The sequence below is a fragment of the Rhizobium sp. ZPR4 genome (genome assembly GCF_040215725.1).
Lineage (GTDB): Bacteria > Pseudomonadota > Alphaproteobacteria > Rhizobiales > Rhizobiaceae > Rhizobium > Rhizobium rhizogenes_D.
Genome location: NZ_CP157968.1, coordinates 204,723 through 225,592, shown reverse-complemented (window position 1 = coordinate 225,592; position 20,870 = coordinate 204,723). Strand labels below are relative to the sequence as shown.

19 protein-coding genes are annotated in these 20,870 nt (G+C 60.0%); 10 read left to right on the top strand and 9 right to left on the bottom strand.

Features of this window, described 5'->3' with window-relative positions; translation table 11 throughout:
- Window positions 1-12: 12 nt before the first annotated feature.
- Genes ABOK31_RS20570 through ABOK31_RS20560 form a run of 3 tightly spaced genes read right to left on the bottom strand, consistent with a single transcriptional unit; the run spans window position 13 to window position 2,698 of the window.
- Entirely contained in the window at window positions 13-663 is a 651-nt protein-coding gene (locus tag ABOK31_RS20570; RefSeq protein WP_349960372.1) for an HAD-IA family hydrolase, read from the bottom strand.
- Window positions 660-1,913 (bottom strand): Tm-1-like ATP-binding domain-containing protein, encoded by a 1,254-nt coding sequence (locus tag ABOK31_RS20565; protein WP_349960371.1) that lies wholly within the window; start codon window positions 1,911-1,913, stop codon window positions 660-662. The genes ABOK31_RS20570 and ABOK31_RS20565 overlap by 4 nt, the downstream gene beginning before the upstream one ends.
- Window positions 1,913-2,698 carry an IclR family transcriptional regulator gene (locus ABOK31_RS20560; protein WP_174181117.1) on the bottom strand — a complete coding sequence of 262 codons (786 nt, stop codon included), beginning with the start codon at window positions 2,696-2,698 and terminating at the stop codon, window positions 1,913-1,915. Before ABOK31_RS20560 ends, ABOK31_RS20565 begins: the two co-directional genes overlap by 1 nt.
- A 316-nt stretch (window positions 2,699-3,014) precedes the next feature.
- Here ABOK31_RS20560 and ABOK31_RS20555 point away from each other — a divergent pair, with 316 nt between their 5' ends.
- Both ABOK31_RS20555 and ABOK31_RS20550 read left to right on the top strand, forming a co-directional pair.
- Complete coding sequence (locus ABOK31_RS20555) at window positions 3,015-4,469, top strand: APC family permease (RefSeq protein WP_349960370.1); 1,455 nt, start codon at window positions 3,015-3,017, stop codon at window positions 4,467-4,469.
- A 57-nt stretch (window positions 4,470-4,526) separates the two neighbouring features.
- A complete protein-coding gene (locus ABOK31_RS20550; RefSeq protein ID WP_349960369.1) occupies window positions 4,527-6,005 on the top strand; it encodes an aldehyde dehydrogenase in 1,479 nt (492 codons plus the stop codon).
- 86 nt (window positions 6,006-6,091) lie between these two features.
- Here the strand turns inward: ABOK31_RS20550 and ABOK31_RS20545 are convergent, their stop codons facing one another.
- On the bottom strand, window positions 6,092-6,604 hold the full coding sequence (locus tag ABOK31_RS20545) for a flavin reductase (RefSeq protein ID WP_174181111.1): 513 nt from the start codon (window positions 6,602-6,604) through the stop codon (window positions 6,092-6,094).
- A 10-nt stretch (window positions 6,605-6,614) separates the two neighbouring features.
- The gene (locus ABOK31_RS20540; protein WP_349960368.1) at window positions 6,615-8,177 is read right to left on the bottom strand and encodes a 4-hydroxyphenylacetate 3-hydroxylase N-terminal domain-containing protein; all 1,563 of its coding nucleotides are present in this window, start codon (window positions 8,175-8,177) and stop codon (window positions 6,615-6,617) included.
- 95 nt (window positions 8,178-8,272) lie between these two features.
- On the opposite strand from ABOK31_RS20540, the gene ABOK31_RS20535 reads away from it, so the two are divergent.
- Window positions 8,273-9,166 (top strand): helix-turn-helix domain-containing protein, encoded by an 894-nt coding sequence (locus ABOK31_RS20535; RefSeq protein WP_349960366.1) that lies wholly within the window; start codon window positions 8,273-8,275, stop codon window positions 9,164-9,166.
- 45 nt (window positions 9,167-9,211) lie between these two features.
- Here ABOK31_RS20535 and ABOK31_RS20530 read toward each other — a convergent pair whose 3' ends face one another.
- Window positions 9,212-10,036 carry an AraC family transcriptional regulator gene (locus tag ABOK31_RS20530; protein ID WP_349960365.1) on the bottom strand — a complete coding sequence of 275 codons (825 nt, stop codon included), beginning with the start codon at window positions 10,034-10,036 and terminating at the stop codon, window positions 9,212-9,214.
- Between the two features lie 97 nt (window positions 10,037-10,133).
- Between ABOK31_RS20530 and ABOK31_RS20525 the strand changes: the two genes are divergently transcribed.
- Window positions 10,134-11,063, top strand: coding sequence for a phytanoyl-CoA dioxygenase family protein (locus ABOK31_RS20525; RefSeq protein WP_349960364.1), 930 nt, complete (start codon window positions 10,134-10,136; stop codon window positions 11,061-11,063).
- A gap of 1 nt (window position 11,064) precedes the next feature.
- On the opposite strand, the gene ABOK31_RS20520 is transcribed toward ABOK31_RS20525, so the two are convergent.
- Window positions 11,065-11,898 (bottom strand): putative nucleotide-diphospho-sugar transferase, encoded by an 834-nt coding sequence (locus ABOK31_RS20520; protein ID WP_349960362.1) that lies wholly within the window; start codon window positions 11,896-11,898, stop codon window positions 11,065-11,067.
- A gap of 629 nt (window positions 11,899-12,527) precedes the next feature.
- Between ABOK31_RS20520 and sfnG the strand changes: the two genes are divergently transcribed.
- From sfnG to ABOK31_RS20490, 6 genes are all read left to right on the top strand, one after another.
- Window positions 12,528-13,631: a dimethylsulfone monooxygenase SfnG gene (gene sfnG / locus ABOK31_RS20515; RefSeq protein ID WP_174181101.1), complete on the top strand. Its 1,104-nt coding sequence runs from the start codon at window positions 12,528-12,530 to the stop codon at window positions 13,629-13,631.
- Between the two features lie 269 nt (window positions 13,632-13,900).
- Window positions 13,901-14,125 (top strand): hypothetical protein, encoded by a 225-nt coding sequence (locus ABOK31_RS20510; RefSeq protein WP_349960360.1) that lies wholly within the window; start codon window positions 13,901-13,903, stop codon window positions 14,123-14,125.
- A 178-nt stretch (window positions 14,126-14,303) separates the two neighbouring features.
- Window positions 14,304-15,935, top strand: coding sequence for a Na+/H+ antiporter (locus ABOK31_RS20505; protein WP_349960358.1), 1,632 nt, complete (start codon window positions 14,304-14,306; stop codon window positions 15,933-15,935).
- Window positions 15,936-16,064: 129 nt separating this feature from the next.
- The gene (locus ABOK31_RS20500) at window positions 16,065-16,355 is read left to right on the top strand and encodes a hypothetical protein (RefSeq protein ID WP_349960356.1); all 291 of its coding nucleotides are present in this window, start codon (window positions 16,065-16,067) and stop codon (window positions 16,353-16,355) included.
- Between the two features lie 52 nt (window positions 16,356-16,407).
- Complete coding sequence (locus ABOK31_RS20495) at window positions 16,408-16,950, top strand: DUF1269 domain-containing protein (RefSeq protein ID WP_174181093.1); 543 nt, start codon at window positions 16,408-16,410, stop codon at window positions 16,948-16,950.
- 220 nt (window positions 16,951-17,170) lie between these two features.
- Entirely contained in the window at window positions 17,171-18,268 is a 1,098-nt protein-coding gene (locus ABOK31_RS20490) for an FUSC family protein (RefSeq protein WP_349960354.1), read from the top strand.
- A 43-nt stretch (window positions 18,269-18,311) separates the two neighbouring features.
- Here the strand turns inward: ABOK31_RS20490 and manD are convergent, their stop codons facing one another.
- Both manD and ABOK31_RS20480 read right to left on the bottom strand, forming a co-directional pair.
- Window positions 18,312-19,514, bottom strand: coding sequence for a D-mannonate dehydratase ManD (gene manD / locus ABOK31_RS20485; RefSeq protein WP_174181089.1), 1,203 nt, complete (start codon window positions 19,512-19,514; stop codon window positions 18,312-18,314).
- A 29-nt stretch (window positions 19,515-19,543) separates the two neighbouring features.
- Window positions 19,544-20,857, bottom strand: coding sequence for an MFS transporter (locus ABOK31_RS20480; protein WP_349960353.1), 1,314 nt, complete (start codon window positions 20,855-20,857; stop codon window positions 19,544-19,546).
- Window positions 20,858-20,870: the final 13 nt, after the last annotated feature.

Sequence of the window (20,870 nt, the reverse complement as noted above, 5' to 3'; positions counted from 1 at the left end):
ATTCCTCTTGGTTCAGAGTCCCAGCATCGCAAGTGCTTGGGCATAGCTTTCAGCGGGGCGGGTCACGTCGAAGTGCACGTGAGGAAGTTTCACGGCTTCGGCGCCCTCGATGTTTTTCTTCTGATCGTCGACGAAGACGCAGGCCTCGCGCGGCAAGTCGAGCTCGGAAAGAACGAGTTCGTAGGCGCGGGGATCGGGCTTCAGGATCTTCGTGTAGGTGGCATCGACAATGACGTCGAAAAGCTCGATCAGCAGAAAACGCTGGCGGAACTCGACGCCGTAGAAAAGGTCGAGTTCGTTCGACAGGATCGCCAGCTTGAGGCCGGCTTCCTTGGTGCGCAGAATGGCGTCGCGGGCTTCCGGGCGCAGAACCAGTTCCGGTTCCGCGCCGCGCGCGCGGCGCACGAAGGTCTGCATGTCGGTCCAGTCTTCACCGACCAGCTTGCCGACCTCGTTTGTGCGCTTGAGCCAATAATCCCGCTCGGTGATCTCGCGGTTCTGCATCGCGACCCAGAGCGGGTCCGTCGTTGTGTCGAACGGCCCGAGCCAGGTCAGCGATCCCGAGGGAAGGCCGAGTGTGCGCTCGGTGATGTCATGCGTCTCGAACAGGGTGCGGGTGACGACGCCGCCGAAGTCGAGGATAAGCGCGCGATCTTGCCTCATGGCCGTCCCTCCGGAATGACGCCTTCGGCCACCCATTGATCGAAGATGGCAAGAGCGGCAGCGGAGAAGGCTGGCGCGTTGATATGGGCGTCGACCTCCCGCAGGCTAACGGAAGGCGGAACGGCACGGCGCATCTCGTCGATAAAGGCGTCGAGACCTTCGGGATCATGCAGTGGCTCTTCCGGCTTGTCCCATTCCTGCAACCCCTCGGTCGGCAGGAGGAAGGCGACCTTCGCATCCGCGCGCTGCAATTTCTGTCCGATCAGCCGCGCGACTTCGCGCCGGCCTTCCGGCGATGTCGTCACCGATCCGATCAGTCTATTATGGGCGTGATAGGGGCGATCGGCAAAGATTGCGGGCAAGTCCTGCCATGCCTGGAGATCGACCATGTCGACTGCGCCGGGGGCGACAAGCTGCGGAATGCCGGCGCGTCCGGCATTTTCGAGCCGGTCCGGCCCGGAGGTGACGACGCTGCTATAGTGGTGATTGCTGACCTCTTGGATGCAGAAGTCGAAGACGGCGGCAAAGTCTCCCTTCGCGGCGATCGCTTCATAGGCGCGTCCGCCCATGCCGGTGGAATGGAAGACGGCGACGTCATAGCCGCGCTTTTCCAGCTCGGGCCGCAGGTACTTCATATATTTCAGGCAGGACGAGCCGAGAGACGTCATGCCGACGAGGGGCCGTTCGCGATCGGGCTTGGTGCCGTGCTTTGCAGCGCCGACGACCGCGCCGCAAGCCTGCGAGAGCACGGAGCGGCAGATGCTGTTGAGGCCATAAAGACCGCCGGCCCACAGGATCATCATCAGATCGGGGGCGATGCGTTCTGGCGGAATGAGATGGGAGTAGGCTATGGTCGAAACCACGAATTTCGGGACGCCGAGCGGCAGGACGGCGGCGACATCGAGCGCCAGATCCGTGCCCATGGAGCCACCGAGCACGATGACGCCGTCGACTAGCCCATCGTCGTAGAGGCGCCGGGTTAGAGCTGACGCGCCCTTTGCCATCGCAGCCATGGCGCTGTTTTCGTCGCCGCTTTCGGCAATGGCCTCGATCGTCGTTGCGGCGGCCTTGGCTATGTCATGCTTGGAGTAATCGGGGCTATAAGGCGGATCGCCGAGAATGCTGACATCCATCATGAGCGGCTGGCCGCCGGCTTGCCTGATGACGGACGCCATGAATTGCAGTTCGTCGCATTTGGTGTCACCGGTTCCGATGACGAGTATCCTTGGCAGGGGAGCCTCAGGGCTCATCAATCTGTCCTCCTGATTTTTGCAATGGTTCCCATGGGTCTTTCCGACCCGTAATATTTTTCCGAGATCGCATTGGCCGTAGCGACGGCCTGTGCGCCGAATTCCTGGATGGCAGCCTTCGTGGTGCGCGAGAGCGGAGCGGCAATCGCCACGCAGCCGATCGGATGGCCGTTCGGCGCGCGCACCGGCGCGGCCGTGCTGATGACGCCGGCTTCAAGCCCCTGATGGCTGATGGAAAAGCCGCGTGCCGCGGTCTCATCGAGCATGTCGCGCACCAGCTGCGGATCGGTGACGGTGTGGTCGGTAAATTTCTCGAGTGGCGTCTTGAGCGCCAGGTCGATTTCTGCTCGTGGGCAGAAGGCAAGATATGCAACGCCGGATGCGGTGGCGTGAAAGGGCAGAAGGCTGCCGACATCGACGATGATCCGATGCGCGCGCGGCGAATCCTCCACGTGAATGGTCGAGAGCTGTCCGCCGGAAAACTCCGACAGATGGACCGTCTCGGTCGACGATTCGGCGAGCGTCCTGATGAAGGGGATGGCAACCCGCAGGAAGGGAAAGCGGGCTTCCCGGATACGGGCAAGGCGAACAGGCGCCGAGCCGATGCGATAGCGGCGCGTATCTGGATCCTGCTCGACGAAGCCGTGCTTTTCCAGCTCCACCAGAAAGCGTCGCGCCGTCGCCTTATCCAGGTCGCACAGTCGGGCGATGTCGGTCAGACCCGCCTCCTTGTCCAGCCGTGACAGGGTGTCCAGCAATGCCAGCGCCTTTCCGATCGTGCTCATCATTCCTCCTCTTGGGTTGGTCCGGTTCCGATTTTGTGCGTCCAGCCGGGGCTTTCCGTCAAATCAGCTCGCTGATCCTTCGCCGCGGCACGATAGCAGCGACCCAAGATACTTAACATGCGAAATAACTTGACAGAGGCCGGCAATGTTTGCAAGTCTATATTTGAAGCTATGGTTCAAATAATGAACCGTAAGCGCTGGCGGCGGTAAAATCAACAAAAGCATAAGCCCCGCTCGTCAGTCCGGTTTTTGGTGGAGGTCGCACGCGGCAGTCGCGGCGATGATCGGATGTTCTTAACAAGGGGAACGAACGCAGATGAACACGCAAAATTCGCAAGGTGCGGCTGAAAACCAGCTGCGCAAAAACAGTCTCGGCGTCGGCGCCGTGACCTTTCTCGTGGTGTCGGCCGCGGCGCCGCTGACGGCAGTCGCCGGCGGCGTGCCGTTGTCCATGATGCTCGGCAACGGACCGGGCATACCGCTCACTTTTCTATTGGTGACGGGCATTCTGCTGCTGTTTGCGGTCGGTTATGTCGCCATGGCTCGCCATATAAGAAATGCCGGCGCCTTCTATGCCTATACGGCTCAGGGCCTTGGTGGCCTCATGGGCGGTGCCGCCGCGCTGATTGCCATTCTCGCCTATAATGCCATGCAAGTCGGCGTTCTCGGGCTTTTCGGCGCGGCGACCAAGGGTTTCTTCGCCGAACAGCTCGGCCTCGATCTTCCGTGGTGGGTCTGGAGCTTTGTCGGCATCGCCTTCGTCGCCGTTTTCGGCTACCGCCGCGTCGATCTATCGGCGAAAGTGCTGACGGTGCTCGTTATTCTCGAATATCTCGTCGTGCTCGTCATCGATGCGGCGATCTTCGCCAAGGGCGGCGATGCCGGTCTTTCCGCCGCACCGTTCACGCCGACCGCCTTCTGGAGCGGTACACCGGCGATCGGCCTGCTGTTCTGCTTTGCCGCCTTCATCGGTTTCGAAGCGACGACCATTTATAGCGAAGAGGCACGTGAGCCGGAAAAGACCGTGCCGCGCGCGACCTATATCTCCGTTCTCATCATCGGCCTTTTCTATATGCTGACCTCCTGGCTGATGGTGGCTGGCGCCGGCGTCGACAAGCTCGTCCCGACCCTGCAAGGTCTTGCCGATCCCACGACCTTCCTCTTCGGCCTTGCCGAGCGCTATGTCGGTCATTGGATTACCGTCGTGATGAGCGTGCTCTTCATCACCAGCCTGTTTGCCGGCATCCTCGCCTTCCACAATGGCGTCGCGCGCTACATGTATGTCGCCGGCCGTGAGGGCCTGTTGCCGAAGTCGGTCGGCGTCACACATCCGATCTTTCAAAGCCCGCATGTCGGCTCGATCATTCAGACCGTCATTGCCGTGCTCGTCGTTGCGCTCTTTGCGGTGACGGGTCAGGATCCTGTATTGGCGCTCTTCTCCTGGCTTACCAATGTCGCGACGCTCGCAATTATCCTGCTGATGGCCTTCACCGCCTTCTCGATCGTGGTGTTCTTCAGCCGCAATCCGGGGCTTGAACGCAATGTCCTGGCGATCAAGGTGCTGCCGATCGTGACGGGTCTGATCCTTCTGGCACTCGTCTATTATATCTCGGCGAATTTCGGCGCGATTGCCGGTGCCAATGGCGTGCTGGCCGTGTTGTTGCCGGGCCTGGTGCTGATTGCTGGTATCATCGGCCTTATCGCTGCGGCTCGCCTGAAGTCGTCGGATGCGGCAAGCTATGCCCGCCTCGGCGCCGGTCAGGAAGCCTGAGTGAGTTCCAATCGCGGTGGCGGGGAAGACCCGCCACCCTCTTTGTGAGATAATGAGATGCAGGACAAGATCGACCAGCTCCGGACACTGTCCGTTCCCCCGCAGGCGTTTTTCATCGGCGGTGCGTGGCGCCAGCCGGTCAGTGGCGCCGTGATGGATGTCATTTCGCCGATCGATGGCAACCGGCTGACCACGATTGCCGATGCCGGCACTGAAGATGTCGATCTGGCTGTCAAGGCTGCGCGTCGTGCTTTCGAAAAAGGCAGCTGGTCGAAGGCGGCGCCGGCCGAACGCAAGAAGGTACTGCTGAAGATTGCCGAATTGATCGAGAAGAACGCGCTTGAACTCGCCGTGCTCGGCGTGCGCGACAACGGCACGGAAATCTCGATGGCGCTGAAGGCCGAGCCCGGCAGTGCTGCCGGCACGTTCCGTTATTATGCCGAGGCAATCGACAAGGTTTATGGCGAGATTGCGCCGACGGCTCATAATATTCTTGGCCTCGTCCATCGCGAGCCGATCGGCGTCGTTGCCGCCATCGTGCCGTGGAATTTCCCGATGATGATCGGTGCCTGGAAGATTGCTCCGGCGCTTGCCGCCGGCAATTCCGTCGTCCTGAAGCCCGCCGAAGGCGCGTCGCTGACGCTGCTGAAGCTTGCCGAAATTTGTGCCGAAGCCGGCTTGCCCGAAGGCGTCTTCAACGTCGTCACCGGGCGTGGCGCGGTTAGCGGCGAGGCGCTGGGCTTGCACATGGATATCGATGTGCTGGCCTTCACCGGTTCCGGCCCCATCGGGCGGCGGCTTCTCGAATATTCGGCGCGCTCGAACCTGAAGCGCGTCTATCTGGAACTTGGCGGCAAGTCTCCAAACATCGTCTTTGCCGATGCGCCCGATCTCGATCAGGCGGCCAAGGTGTCCGCCTACGGCATCTTCCGCAATTCCGGACAGGTCTGCGTCGCCGGCTCGCGGCTGCTTGTCGAAAAGTCGATCCATGAGGCCTTCTCGGAGAAGGTCGCCCGCATCGCCGAGAGCATGAAGGTCGGCGATCCCCTGCAGCTGACGACCGAAGCGGGGGCCATCTCCAGCGAGATGCAGCTGAAGAAAGACCTCGGTTATGTTTCGCAAGCAGTGTCGGAGGGCGCATCCTTGCGCACCGGCGGCTCGCGCATTCTCGAGGAGACCGGCGGCTATTACATGCGGCCCACCGTCTTCGACGTGACACCATCGATGACGCTGGCACGCGAAGAGGTTTTCGGACCGATCCTGTCGATCATTCCCTTCGAGACGGAAGCAGAAGCACTTGAGATTGCCAATGCCACCGAATATGGCCTTGCCTCGGCTGTCTGGACAGCGAACCTTTCACGTGCCCATCGAATGGTGCGGGGCATCCGCGCCGGCGTGGTGCACGTCAACACCTATGGCGGCGCGGATAACAGCGTGCCACTCGGCGGCGTCAGGCAGTCTGGCAATGGCCATGACAAGTCGCTGCACGCGCTCGACAAATACGTCGATCTGAAGACGGCTTGGATACAGCTCTAAAGGTATTCTTACATGCAAACAGGGTGCCACGTAATCGTTGGCATCCTGTTTCTATTTCCGGCGATGACCCGTCAGACCTTCGACACCTAGCCGCCGAAGCTGCCCGCCTGGGTCGGCACATGCACATAGTTACGGTCGAAATAGAGCAGCGCATGCCCATCCTTGCGGCTGCGGATATCCATCACTTCACCGATGAAGATATGGTGTGTGCCGACAAGGCGCGCTTCGGTCAAGCGGCAATCGAAGGAGACGATCGCATCGGAAAGTGCTTGGCTGCCGGAGCGGAAATTGATCCACTCGGCCGCGGCGTAGCGCTCCTCCATATCGGCACGCTGACCGGCGAAATAGCCGGCCAGTTCCTTATGCTCCTGCGTCAGCACGTTGACGCAGAAGCGACGGTTATCGAGGAAGAGGCTTGTTTGCGCCGAGCGGCTGTTCATGCAGATGAGCAGCGTCGGCGGTTCGTCGGTGACGCTGCACATGGCGGTCGCGGTAAAGCCGCCGCGGCCGGCGGGGCCGTTGGTGGTGATCACGTTGACCGGCGCGCAAACCCTTGCCATGGCGTTGCGGAATTCAGTTTTTGAAAGTTGCTCCTCCATAGCAATGGCCTCACTCGGCGGCATTGCGGACGGGGGAGGTGTCACCGAGCGGCGGAAGCCAGGTGTCTCCAGTCCAGCCGTTTTCGTCGTAATCGCTCATGCACTGATCAACAAGCGCCTCCATCTCCTTCAGCCGACCGCCGCGCTCGGCGCCCTTCAGCACCTGCAGGCGGACTTCCTCCGGCGCGCCGGCATAGTTGAGCTCATAGAGGGCGTGACGTCCGCCGAATTCGGTGCCTGTGGCGTCCCAGAGCAGCTTCATGATCTTGATGCGCTCGATATGACCCATGTCGTTGGACCCGCGCACATATTGCGCGAGATAACGGTCGATCTCCGGATTGCCGAAATCCTTGGCCGAAGACGGCAGGTAGATCAGCCCCGAGGCGATAACCCTGCGCACCGTTTCGATGACGCGCGGATAGGCCTCCGACATGAAAGTGCGGTAGGAAAGCGCGGCTTCCATGTTCGGCAGCACTGCACCATTGGCCCAAGGCTGCGGATTGTAAGCCATGGCATTGGAGAAGGACCAGAACATGTGGCGAAGCGCGATGATTTCGCCGAGAGCCGCCTGATTGCCACGGAAAGCATCGCCGCCGGTGGCGCGCAGCGCCTTTGCCAGCAGCCCGGCGATGAAATCGAGCTTGACGGCGAAGCGCGTGCAGCCCTGGAAGCAATAGCCGTGCATGAAGCCCGAGGCCGGGTGGAAGGAGAGGATTTTTGCGGCGTCGCGCAGGACAAGCACGTCTTCCCAGGGCACGAAGACATTATCGAGCACCAGGATCGCATCGTTCTCGTCGAAGCGTGACGACAGCGGATAATCGAAGGGATGACCCACGGTATTGGCGGTTTGCTCATAGGAAACGCGGCAGAACATCTTGATCCCGGGCGCATTCATCGGAACGATGAACATGACCGACAGCGACGGGTCTTCGGTAACGGTTGCCGAACTCTGGGCAAGGAAGTTGTAGTGGGTCAGCGCCGAAGACGTCGCCACCACCTTGGCGCCGGAGACATAGATGCCCGCATCGGTTTCCTTGGTGATGTGGACGAAGACGTCTTTCACGGCATCGGCCGGTTTGTGGCGGTCGATCGGCGGATTGACGATCGCGTGGTTCATGAAGAGCACGGATTCCTGCGCTCGCTTGTGCCAGGACAGTGCATTGTCCTTGAATGGGCCGTACCAGTCGGCATTGGCGCCGAGCGTGTTCATGAGCGCCGCCTTGTAATCGGCCGTGCGGCCCATCCAGCCATAGGACATGCGCGCCCAATCGGCGATCGCGCCTTGCTGGGCCACAAGTTCGGCGGAGGATTTCGCAACCCGGAAGTATTTGTGGGTATAGCCGCCCGATCCGGTATCGGTCGGCGAGGTCAAGCGATCCTTGGTCTTTTCGTCGTGCAGCGCATCATACATGCGCGCCAGCGAGCGGACGGAATTGCGCATCGAGGGATGCGTGGTCACATCGGCGATGCGCTCGCCATTGATGTAGACTTCTCGCCCGTCGCGCAGGCTTTCCAGATATTCGGCGCCGGTAAAAGGACGGGTCTTGTCGCCGCGGTGATCTTCAGCTCGCATCTCGTATTCCTCCCTTGAGATCATGACGAATGCTACGTCCGACAGGTCGTCGCGGCCATGGACAAAGGGGGCAATTCGCTGGTACTTTTTCCGGCATGTCGCAGAAGAACGAAATCCCGAATTTCTTTGTCTATGGCGTGCCGAGCCGGGCGCTTGATGTCGGATTCCTGCATGTTGAAACGGTTATGGATCGCAAAACGTTGCATTTTGGACATGTCGCGTCTCATAAACATCCGCTGATGGGGCAGATCACCTATTGGTACAAGGGCGGCGGCCGTTATCGGATCGAGGATCGGACTTGGAATTTTTCCGCTCCGACGATCAGCTTCGTGCCGAGCAACATCATCCACGGATTCGAAGTCGACGATCAGTCCGACGCCATCGTCGTCTCGGTATCGGACGACACGCTGAAGGCGCTGGCGCCTCAGGTGGATCTGAGCCTCGATGCGCCGACCTTTCTGATGGCCCGTCCAGACGATCCGTCCTGGCAAAAGGTCGACACATTGCTGCAATTGGTGAGCGCGGAGTACCGCGAGCGTGGCAGCCAGAGCGAAAAGGTCATGCTGGGCTTGATCGGTGTCGTGCTGTCGCTGATGAATCGGCTCGGTGGCAGTGCGGCGCTGCCATCGGCCTCGCCCATGGTCACGCTAGCCCTGGCGCTGCGCAGCGCCGTCGATCGGCATTACAAGAGCGATTGGCCGGTGGGCAATTATGTCGACCTACTCGCCACGACGCCGCATCTGCTCGACAAGGCGGCGCGCGAGGTGTTCGGCCATAGCGTCAAGGAGATGCTTTTGGACCGGCGGCTGCTGGAAGCCAAGCGTCTGCTGATGTTCACTATTCGATCGGTAGAGGATATCGGCCGCGAGGTGGGCTTTGAAGATCCCGCCTATTTCTCGCGCTTTTTCCGCAAGCGGGTCGGCGAGGCGCCGGCTTCCTGGCGGCGCCGGAATTTGGAGCGGGAGCCATCGGGCAATGACACGGCGTAACAGAGGTCGGTGTCAACGGAGTCCGCATCGGTGCGTCCTGGCCGGTCAGCTTCTTCGGTAACGGGCGCGGAATTCGCGTGGTGTACAGTTTTCACGCTCATGAAATAGTCGGGAGAAATAAAACGGATCCTCGAAGCCGATCCTTGAGGCAATGATCTCGATCTTGTCATCCGTCATCGTCAGCAGTTCCTTGGCATGATCCATGCGTACGCGAAGCTGAAAACCCTTCGGCGGCAGCCCGACCTCCGCCGTGATTTTTCGGCGCAGCGTTGCGGGCGACATGCCATATTCAGCGGCAAAGGCCACCATATCGAGGGATTGTGTTGCTCTTTGGCGAAGGGCTTCGATGATTTCGCCGATATCTGAGCCTTGTTGAGGAGGGGGAACGATCTGGCTTGCCTGGCGTGCGATCAGAATGACGATCTGATGAAGAGCGGCCGCGGCCGCGGCTCTCGACAGATTGGTATCTTCCATGAGGTCGCTGTGGATATTACTGAGGAGACGCTGCACGCTGTCGGGATTGCGCAGGATAGTGATTGGGTTCTGTTCGCTGATGAGGCGCAGACGCAGGAAGTCTCGCACGAGCGAGCCTTCGAAGAGCGCCCACCGTTCGCTCCAGCCTTGCACATCGGGACCATAAGAGTGCAGGCGGTTCGGGAAGAGCCAGAAAATCGCCGGCCCCTTCACGCTTCTGCGGCCGGCGGTGTCCGTTTCAAGAAAACCCTGGCCGCTTTCGACGAGAACTACGGCGTAACTCGGCAGCTTCCGTGCCCTGACGGCATGCATGGCATGCTGCCTGCCGCTGCCGGTGACGGCCAGTCCTCCGGCGGCTGCGAGCGGTGATCGATAGATAGCTTCCGTTGGTCGCATGGTGAGCGAAAAGTCCAGTATGATTTTCGTCCATGTAGTGAAACATCACGGCCTGCTAGATTCAATGGGCAATCAACTCAAACCACAGGCGAGTGAAATGTCGATTCCCATGCAAGCCGTGCAATCCGGTAGGAGCGAGCCTAACCTCGTTGCCAATGGAAAGGTTCTTTCCACGGCGTCTCATCGGCTTGGCTTCCTGACGCCGACCGATCCGGGTATCGGTGTTGAGGCAATCCGCCGACTTTACGAAGAGAATGGCTATGTGTGGCTCAAGGGTTTCCTGCCGCGCAAGGATGTGATCGATTTTCGCGGCTGGGTCTTCGGCCATATGGCGAAGACGGGGTTGATTGAGGAGGGAACGGACCCAAGGGATGGCATATCGTCTGCTTCGGCGCCGGAGGGCCGGGACGTCGACCGTTGCCTGATGTCGCTTGTGCGCTCCGTGGCCTATGAAGGCTTTTGCGCGCAGCCGCGTATTTCGCGCTTCATGGACGAATTTCTGTCGGGCATTTCCTATCTGCACAAGCGCAAGATCATGCGCCACGTCCGGCCGGGAACGACGACGGCGACGCCAGCCCATTATGATCTGGTCTATCTTCGTAGCGGCACCAGCCGGATCGTGACGGCATGGATACCGATCGGGGATATTCCCGTCGAAATGGGTGGTCTGACCTACCTGGAGGGATCGCATGCGATCGGCCTCAACATGGAGCGGGAGTTTGGCGAAAAGAACGGGGATCTCAGCCCCGAAGAACGCGTCAGCGCCTTCAACCGCAACATGACGGAGGGTGGCTGGGTTTCGAAGGATCTGCCCGACATGGCGGAACGCTTCGATACGCGCTGGCTGGTCGCCGACTATGAGGCAGGCGACGTCATGCTCCATTCACCCTTCATGATCCACGCCTCGACCACCAACCAGGACGGGCAGCAGCGCCTACGCCTCTCCACCGATATTCGCTATCAGAACGTCGAGGACGAGATCGATGCCAGGTGGAACAACCATTGGACGCTCGGCGACATGCTGTGATTCAGGTTTGATCCTGTTGCAGGCTCGTTCGAAGCGTGCCCCAATTGTCACCGTTTAGGACGCGCTCGATTTCCTCGACCCGATCGCGGCGACGCTTCAGACGTTTGCCGATGCGGCCAAACCAGCGTTTGCGCTTGGTCGCCTCGCGGCTTGCCTGTAGCTGCTCGATGAAGACTTCGTCGACAGCACCATTCTCGACCCGATCGAATATCCAGCAGAATGAGGCAGGCAGCTTGACGACCCGGAATTGCGGTTTCGCGCTTGCGGCGTCTTCGGCGATGATTTCCTCCAGAACGACCTGATCCCACACGTCGGGCTTGGCAAGGCATCCTTCCCGCCAGCGCTCGATCAACTGCACCGCCCCCGGCGTATCGTTGATGAGAATGGTCGCGCTGATGAGACGTGCATCGGCTTCGTAGTAGACCGCAAGGTCGCACTCGAGCTTGCGAAGTTCCGGCCAGGGATTGCGGTGGAAGACGGCATCGACGTCGACATAAAGCATGGGGCCGCGCAGCCTCGCCCTTTCCTGCAGCAGGAAGCCGGGTTTCAGCCCGGCATTCAGTACCCAGCTGCCAGCGCTGGGCACCGCCGTTGCATGTACCTTCAGCCCGATCCGCTCCGCGGAATGGGCCATACGCTCCTTTTCCTGCTCGTAAAAACTGCCTTCGGTAAAAAATGCCACAATCGGGCCATCGCCGGTCGTTGCCCGGGATTTGCGTTCGGGCAGATCCTGTGCCGCCGGGAATGGGACAATCAATGCACGCTGCTGCGGGCTCCAGGGGCGAATTTTATTGAGGATATTCAAGAAGGCACCTTCGGGGTTTGTGAGTTTCAATCCAATATCCGCCACCCCGAAGCGTTGCGAGCAAGATTGAGAGTTTGGATGAATTGGGCATTACGTCTGGCCGATTGCGGAAACGTCGCGTCTCTGACGCTCGCACCGGATTGGCAAACCGTTTGTTCTTCGCTAATCGATTGTCATGTCCGATAATGTCATCAAGTTTGAACGTCGTCCCAAGCCCAAGCCGCCGAGGCAAACGCCTCCCTGGCTCAAGCGTCTTGTTGCGATCCTGGCCGTGATCGCATTTTTCCTAGCAGCCTTTGCTTACTTCACGCTGAAGGGCGGCGCAGCCGGCCCGACATTCTAATCGGCTCGCGATCTACGCGACTTTGAGCCGATTTCCCGATTGCCTGATCGAGATATCGGGACGGCGGGTGCTTTGATTTGCCGGTTTTACGGCCGCATTATGGCCATCGGCGACTGTCCCACTTTTAGCCCCTCAAGCTTCCTTCTCAGGTGAATGTCCTCGTCGAGCGGGGTTCGCAACGCAGCTTTTTCGCAAAACAGCTGAAACTTGGAATGGGTTTGTTCGATAAGCCATAAAATCTATAGAGTATAACCTCGATGGGTTGGGATCTTCATCCTTGTGCTCGGCAGAGGACAATTCAAACCGGGAGATATCAATGAGCGATGCGAACAGAGAAGCTTTGAAATTCGCCTACTGGGTGCCGAACGTGTCAGGCGGGTTGGTCATCTCGAACATCGAGCAGCGCACCAGCTGGACGATCGACTACAACAGAAAGCTCGCGCAGATCGCCGAGGCGAGTGGTTTCGATTATGCGCTGAGCCAGATCCGTTTCACCGCCGGCTATGGTGCCGAATATCAGCATGAATCCGTCTCCTTCAGCCATGCTCTGCTGGAGTCGACAACCAAGCTGAAAGTCATTGCAGCAATTCTGCCCGGCCCTTGGACGCCGGCGCTGGCGGCCAAGCAAATTGCCACGATCAACCACCTGACCAATGGCCGCGTTGCGGTCAATATCGTCAGCGGCTGGTTCCGCGGCGAGTTCCAGGCCATTGGCGAACCCTGGCTCGATCACGACGAACGCTATCGCCGCTCTGAAGAGTTTATCCGTGCACTGCGCGGCATCTGGACGGAAGACAGCTTCACCTTCCGTGGCGATTTCTATCGCTTCACCGATTATTCGCTGAAGCCGAAGCCGATCGATCCGCAGCCGGAAATCTTCCAGGGCGGCTCGTCGCGCGCGGCGCGTGACATGGCCTCGCGCGTGTCGGACTGGTATTTCACCAATGGCAATACGCCCGAGGAGATTGCCAGGCAGGTGGACGATATTCAATCCAAGGCAAAGGCGAACGGCCATCATGTGCGCGTCGGCGTCAATGCCTTCGCGATCGTGCGTGAGACGGAAGAGGAAGCCAGGGCGGTTCTTGCCGAGATCATCGAGAAAGCCAATCCCGATGCGGTCAAGGCCTTCGGCCATGAGGTGAAGAACGCCGGCAAGGCCTCTCCAGAAGGAGAAGGCAACTGGGCGAAATCCTCCTTCGATGACCTCGTGCAGTACAATGACGGCTTCCGCTCGAACCTGATCGGCACGCCGCAGCAGGTGGCCGAACGCGTCGTCGCGCTGAAGCAGGCCGGCGCCGATCTGATCCTGCTTGGCTTCCTGCATTTTCAGGAGGAGGTCGAGTATTTCGGAAAACATGTCATTCCGCTGGTGCGTGCGCTCGAGGAAACTCGGGATGCTGTTGCCGTAGCGGCGGAATAATTCTCCCCAGCCCATTTCGGGCGCTGCTCGATCGACGTTTCCGGAACCGGGCGCCATCTGGGATGGCGCGCGGCGTCAGCCGTTTGCGGGCGCCATACATGAAATTTCGAAAGGTTTTCTCCCGATCACGCTGAACCAAAACAAAAATATATCAACCACTTATGCGGGAAGGGGTGGACGTTCATCCCATCGATGCTGGTGGAAGTCCCGTTGTCACTTTCTATATTCTCAGATGTTCATGGTCTGACGAACAGGAAGAGGAGCAGGATATGATATTGACCTCGCAAGACGTCACCTCCGTACTCGGCCCTGTGGACGAGACGCTGATCGCGGAAATCGTTGCGACGGGCGCCACGCCGACGGAGCTTTCGGAAGCTTGGGCCTGGGTCAACAGCGATGAGGCACTGATCGGCGAGGGGCGCCACCTGCCTGCAGGAACCGTTGCAACCCTGGTGGATCTGCTTTCGGTCGACGACGAAGAATGGGAAGAATAAAAGAGCGATCGGGCATGGCGCTACTTGCCTTATACAGCTGCGCCGGTTCAGCCGGAGCGGTGCCGCACTTCTCATTTACGCTTGAGTTTGTTTTAAAGAACGCAAAGGCCAAGGCACGCCGATAGTGATCGTCGGCAACCTTGGGACTGTGCAGGCATGCCAAGCGAAGGGCGGGGCAATGGAAATAATCACCACGACACTCGTCCTTCTATTGGCGATCGTCGTCAGCGGCGCGATTTCCCGAGCGATACCCATCATCCTGCCGTTGCCCTTGATACAGATAGCGCTGGGGGCCGTTATCGGCCTCTCGGCCGATTTCAGCGTGAGGCTCGATCCCGAGATTTTCTTTCTGCTGTTCCTGCCGCCGCTGCTCTTCCTCGACGGATGGCGTATTGCCGCCGACGAGCTAAAGCGGGACATGAATGTCGTGGTGGAACTGGCCTTGGGGCTTGTCGTCTTCACCGTTCTTGGCGCCGGTCTGCTCATTCACTGGATGATCCCCGCAATGCCGCTTCCCGTCGCCTTCGCGCTGGCAGCCGTCATTTCGCCGACAGATCCGATCGCCGTATCCGCGATCGCGCAGCGGGTGCCGATCCCGCCGCGCATGATGCACATACTCGAAGGCGAGGCCCTGCTGAATGATGCATCCGGTCTCGTCTGCCTGAGGTTTGCAATCGCGGCGGCCCTGACGGGTGGCTTTTCGCTCTATGACGCCACGCTCAGCTTTCTGTGGACCGCATTCGGCGGCCTTGCGATCGGTGTCGGCGTGACCTGGACCATTACATGGCTAAGCTCGCGCGTATCGCTTCGCTATGGCGAGGAGAGCGGTTCGGAAATCCTCGTCAGCATTCTCATTCCCTTCGCCGCCTATCTCATCGCCGAACATCTCCATTGTTCCGGGATTCTGGCTGCGGTTTCGGCTGGAACGACGATGAGTGTGGCGGAGAGTTCGGGGCGCGCCATGGCGGCCACTCGCGTACGCCGCAGCGCCGTATGGGACATGATCCAGTTTGCCGCGAATGGCACGATCTTCGTCCTCCTCGGCGAACAGCTGCCGTCGATAGCGGAAAAAGCCTCCGCCACAGTCCAAGTGACGGGACACCACGAATTCTGGTGGCTTGCTGCCTATGTCGTCGGGCTCACTTTCGGCCTTGCCGCATTGCGGTTTACCTGGGCCTGGGTGTCGCTTCATCTGACGTTGTTTCGTCAAAGGCGGCAGCACCAGACCTCGCCGAACTGGCGCATTCTTGCGGCGTTTTCCTTTGCCGGCGTTCGCGGCGCCATCACGCTCGCCGGTGTGCTGACCCTGCCTTTCACCCTGAATGATGGCGCGCCCTTTCCCGCCCGCGATCTTGCGATCTGCCTGGCGATGGGCGTCATCATCATGTCCTTGATTCTGGCGACGCTTTTCCTGCCGCCGCTTCTGAAAAATCTCGAACTTCCGCAAGATACCAAACATGAGGAGGACGAAGCGGCCGCGCGGGTCGACGCGGCAAGGGCCGCGATCACCGAAATCGCGCGCCTGCAGCACTCGCTCTCCAAGGGACAGGTGGATGCGGATCTTTATGTGGAAGCCGCTTCACGCGTCATGGAGCTTTATCGCGAACGCATCCGCAACCAGACCGGCGGCGACGAGGAGATGGCGCTCTCCAAGCGCACGATGCGCATCGAATTGGAGCTGCGGCTGGCGGCCGTTCGTGCCGAGCGAACGGAAATCTTCCGCAAGCTGCGGGCCAGGCAGCTCGGCAACGAAGTTGCTGCAAAGCTCGTGCGGGAACTGGACTTGCTGGAAGCGCGATATGCGAGCTGATTTTACGATTTCACGGCCAGCGGGTCGGGCAAGAAGGGAACCTTGAACCTGAATTTGCGTCTTCCTAAGTGAGTAGTAGTCGAGGCTTTATGAGCTCGGCTGCAATCACGTCTGTTAGGAGTGACCAAAATGGAAGACAGAACAAAGACTATCGAAGATCTCAGCGTCGAAGAGCGTGAGGAAATTCTCATCGATGTCGCCCGGACGCTGGAAGGCAACGCGCGCGAGGCTCTTGTTGAGGGCAATCAACAGTTTGCGGCGCTTTCCACCAATATGGCGGAAGCAATCCGTATCAACGCCGACGAACTGGCCCGCGACGATCCCGAACAGGCGGAAGAGCTGCTGCAACAGGCTGTCGCAATGATCTCGCAGTTCAATGCTACTCATCCTTACCGGTTGATCAGCACGGCTGTCCACTGACCGGCCCGATGCCCCTACTTCTTGTCTCGACAACACGACCCGGAGGATTTCGATGTCAGAACTCATAGTGCTTGGTTTCGATGATGCCGACAAGGCGGATGCTGTTCTCAATCGTCTTGTTCAGCTCGAGAAGGAATACCTGATCGATCTGGAAGATGCCGTCATCGCCGTTCGCGACGAGTCCGGCAAGGTCCGACTCAAGCAGAGTGTCAATCTGACGGCGGCCGGTGCCGCAAGCGGTGGCCTTTCGGGTGCGCTATGGGGTTCGCTCGTTGGCCTGATCTTCCTCAACCCTCTTGCCGGCCTAGTGGTCGGCGGTGCGATCGGTGCCGGGTCCGGTGCTCTCGCCGGATCGATGTCGGATTACGGCATCGATGACGGCCTCATCGAGAAGCTCGCCGAAACTATTCCGGTACATAGCTCCGCGCTCTTCCTGCTGATCCGCAAGGTTCAGCCCGAGAAGGTGCTTGCCGAGTTCAAGGGCGAGCATGCGCGGCTGTTGCGCACCTCGCTTTCACCGGATCAGGAAGCACGGCTGCGTCAGGTTCTCGTTGAGGAGACCTCGCCGACGTCTGCGGCGTCCGCCACGGTTTGAGCGTAAGATCCGAGCCTTAGCCATCGGTCAAAGCCGTGCTTCCGAAGAGGGAGTACGGCGAGACGCTGGATGACTTGTCGTTATCCGCTCTCCTTCCATATCAGGCCGAATACTGCCATTGTACGTCGCGGGTTCATTCCGCGATCGGCGTTGCAGCAGGGGGAGGGGCAAGACCCTAACGGCCATTGTCAGCATACGTTTTCAGACTAAAAGTTGCGCGATGACCGAGCCCGCATCGTCTCAAAGCCAGCCCCCGTCAAAGCCCAGGATATCGCTGATCCAGACCAAGCGCGCCGCTGTGCAGGCACTGCGGGTCATGATCGCCTGCACGATCACCTATGCCGTCTCCCAGCTTCTGCATCTTCAGCAAGGCTATTGGGCCGTCTTTACCGTGCTGATCGTCATGCAGGCATCTGTCGGCGCCACGGCTGGCATGGCTGTTGACCGTCTGGTGGCGACCGTCGCCGGGGCCGTGCTTGGCGGGGCGGCGGTATTCGTCACACCGCACGAGCCGCTCGCTATCGGGATCGCGCTTATCTGTGTCGTCGGTTTTTCGAGCTTTGTGGCGGCGCGCGTGCCTCGCTTGCGCAATGCCGGGTTGACGGCGGCGATCGTCATGCTGACGCATTCTGCCGCCGTTCCCGTCGAAATTTTCGTGATCGACCGCATCGCCGAGATCACGCTGGGCGGTGTCGTCGGCGTGCTCGCCAGCCTCTTCATCCTGCCGACGCGCTCACGGACCATGGTGCTTGATCGTTTCGGATCGGCTCTCGATGTCATGGCGCAGATATTGCGCACTCTGGCAAGTGCGGTCGAAAAGGGTGAAGCCGTCTCGGCAACGGAAGCCAATATCGCGCTGCGTCAGTCGCTGATGGCAACGGAAACGCTTCTGACCGACGCCCAGCGCGAGCGCGCCTTCTGGCTGACGAAGCATGGGATTTCGGAAGCCATCCCTCGTTCGCTCTGGCGCATTCGCAACGACATGACCTATGTCAGCCATATCATCGAGACGCCGTTTCCAGCGGCAATCGTCGGAGCGATCGGGCCGCAGGCGGCAGGGGTGCTTGAGGCGCAGGCCCGCTTCGCCGAGGTATGCGGCCGGGCGCTGCGCACCGGCGCGGAGATCGACGCCGAGGTACTCTCCACCGGAGACGCGGCTTTCGAAGCCGCTTTCAGTGCTCTGCAGACTTCGACGGAGGCGCAATTGATGGGTTTCAGCGAAACCGGCCGTTTATTCGGCCTTGATTTCACATTGCGCCGGATGCGGCAGAATTTTCTCGATCTTGCCGACCGCATCCGCGAAAGCGACGTCAACTGAAAGGACCAGCCGGCCTGGAAAAGCCGGCTGGTCCGTCATGCAATCACCAGCTCCACATGGTTCCGTCGGAAAGCCGCGCGACATCGAGATAGGCTTGCCGATAGGGGTATTTCTCGGCGGCCTTCTCGTCGATGTCGACGCCATGGCCTGGCTTTTCGCCGCTATAGAGGTGGCCGTCCTTCAGATGCCATTCGTGCGGGAAGACGTTCTTTGCTTCGTCGGGATGGAAGGCATATTCCTGAATGCCGAAATTCGGCACCCATCGGTCGAAATGCAGTGCTGCGCCCATGGTGATCGGCGACATGTCGGCCGCACCATGGCAGGCGGTGCGGATATGATAGAGGCCGGCAAGATCGGCGATGCGCCGCACATGCGTAATGCCGCCGGCATGCAGGGGCGTGGTGCGGATATAGTCGATCAGCTGCTCCTGAATGAGCTGGCGGCAATCATGGATCGAGTTGAAGACCTCGCCGAGCGCCAGCGGCGTGGTCGAATGCTGGCGGATGAGGCGGAAGGATTCCTGGTTTTCGGCTGGAACGGCGTCCTCGAGCCAGAAGAGCCTGTGGCGCTCTACTTCCTTCGCAAGCCCTGCCGCTTCCTGCGGCGTCAGGCGGTGGTGGACGTCATGGAGAAGATGGAGCTCATAGCCGAAGCGATCGCGCAGATGATCGAGGAGCTTTGGCAGAAAACGCAGATAAGTCGGCGTATCCCAGAGCGTTTCCCGCGGCTTGTCTTCCGCCTGCGCCAGCGAGCCGACCTTTTCGACACCGTAGGTGACGGGCAAGCCGGGAACGGCGCTCTGAACTCGGATCGCCTTCCAGCCTTGCTCCTTGAAGGCGGCAACCTTGTCAGCCGTCTCCTCGATCGTCTCGCCGTTGGCATGGGTATAGGTCAGCATGTGGGTGCGGCTGGCGCCGCCAAGCAGCTGATAAAGCGGCATGTTGGCTGCCTTGGCCTTGATGTCCCATAGGGCCACGTCCACGGCGGCGATCGCCGCCATGGTGATCGGGCCGCGACGCCAATAGGCGCCCTTGTAGAAATACTGCCAGATATCCTCGATCTGCGATGCGTCGCGGCCGATCAGGCAGGGAACGAGGTGATCCTGCAGGTACGAGGCGACGGCCAGTTCGCGGCCGTTCACCGTGGCGTCGCCGATGCCATAAATCCCTTCGTCAGTCTCGATCTTGAGCGTGACGAAGTTGCGTCCGGGCGAGCAGACGATGACCTTCGCATTGGTGATTTTCATAGGAAACCTTTCTTGGTCTTTGATCGAAATCAGGCCTTCGGATCGGCGATCGGCTCGATGCGACCGAGGATGAAGACATACGAGACGATGCCGATCGCCAGCATCGCGCCGGCCAGAAGGAAGGCGCGGCTGAAGGACTGCGTGGCGCCGACGATGAAGCCGGTGATGATCGGAGCGGCAATGCCGGTAACACTGTTGAGGAAATTCATGATGCCGCCGACCGTCGCCGCGCCACCCTTCGGCGCGATCAGTGCAGGGATCGACCATCCGGCCGGTGCTGCAGCGGCAAGGCCGCTCAGCGAAATGGTGATCCAGAGGATCGCCCAATAGGGATCGGCGGTGAGCCCTGCGCCGACGACGGCTAGGCCCATCAGCATGCCGAAGACGATGATCGTCTTGCGCACGCGGGATTCGTCATGCCCCTTGCGGATGAGGTGGTCGATCAGCCAACCGCCGATCAAGAGATCCGAGATCGTCGCGAAGATCCAGGGGATCGTCGTGAAGCTTGCCGATTTCAGGATGTCCATGTGCATCTCTGAGACCAGATAATTCGGCAGCCAGAAGATGAAGAGGGCGAAGGCATAGCCATAGGCGGCAAAGCCGATGGAAAGGCCCCAGACCTTGCGATTGCGCAGGAGATAACCAAGCATGCCGACGGCATTGGCCGAGGCTTCGCCTTCCTGGGCAGCGCCGCCGGCCTTAATGTAGGCCCGTTCCTCGTTCGAGAGATTCTTGTCGGCGCTGGGGTCGCGATAGAACAGCCAGAACATCGCGAAGAAGACGAAGCTGATGATCGCTGTCGCCACGAAGCCGCCGCGCCAGCCGAAATGCAGCATCAGGAAGGCGACCAGTGGAATGGCGATGACGTTGGAGAATTTTGCAGCCGCATCGAAGAGCGCGGTCGCCAGCCCCCGCTCATGGCGTGGAAACCAGTAGCCGGTTGCCTTCGAATTAGCGGGAAAGCCCGGAGTTTCCGCGACGCCGAGAAGCATGCGGGACAGAAAGAGCGTCTGCATACCGGTCGAGAAAGCGGTGATGACCGACGCAATGCCCCAGGAGAAGGTGCTCCAACGCATGACGCGCATCACGCCGAAGCGGTCGAGCAGCATGCCCACGGGAATTTGCAGAAAACCGTAGGTCCAGCCGAAGGCGCTGAACAGGATGCCCATCTCTGCCGGGCCGATGTGAAAATCGTCCTGAATGAGCGGCGAGGCGACCGTCAGGTTCACCCGGTCGAAATAATTGACGAGGACGCCGAGCGCGAGAAGTGCGCCGATCCACCAGCGTCTGTTCGTGGATGGCCGGCGCATAGCGCTGACCGTTGATGCGTGTTCGATTGTCATGAAATCCTCCCTA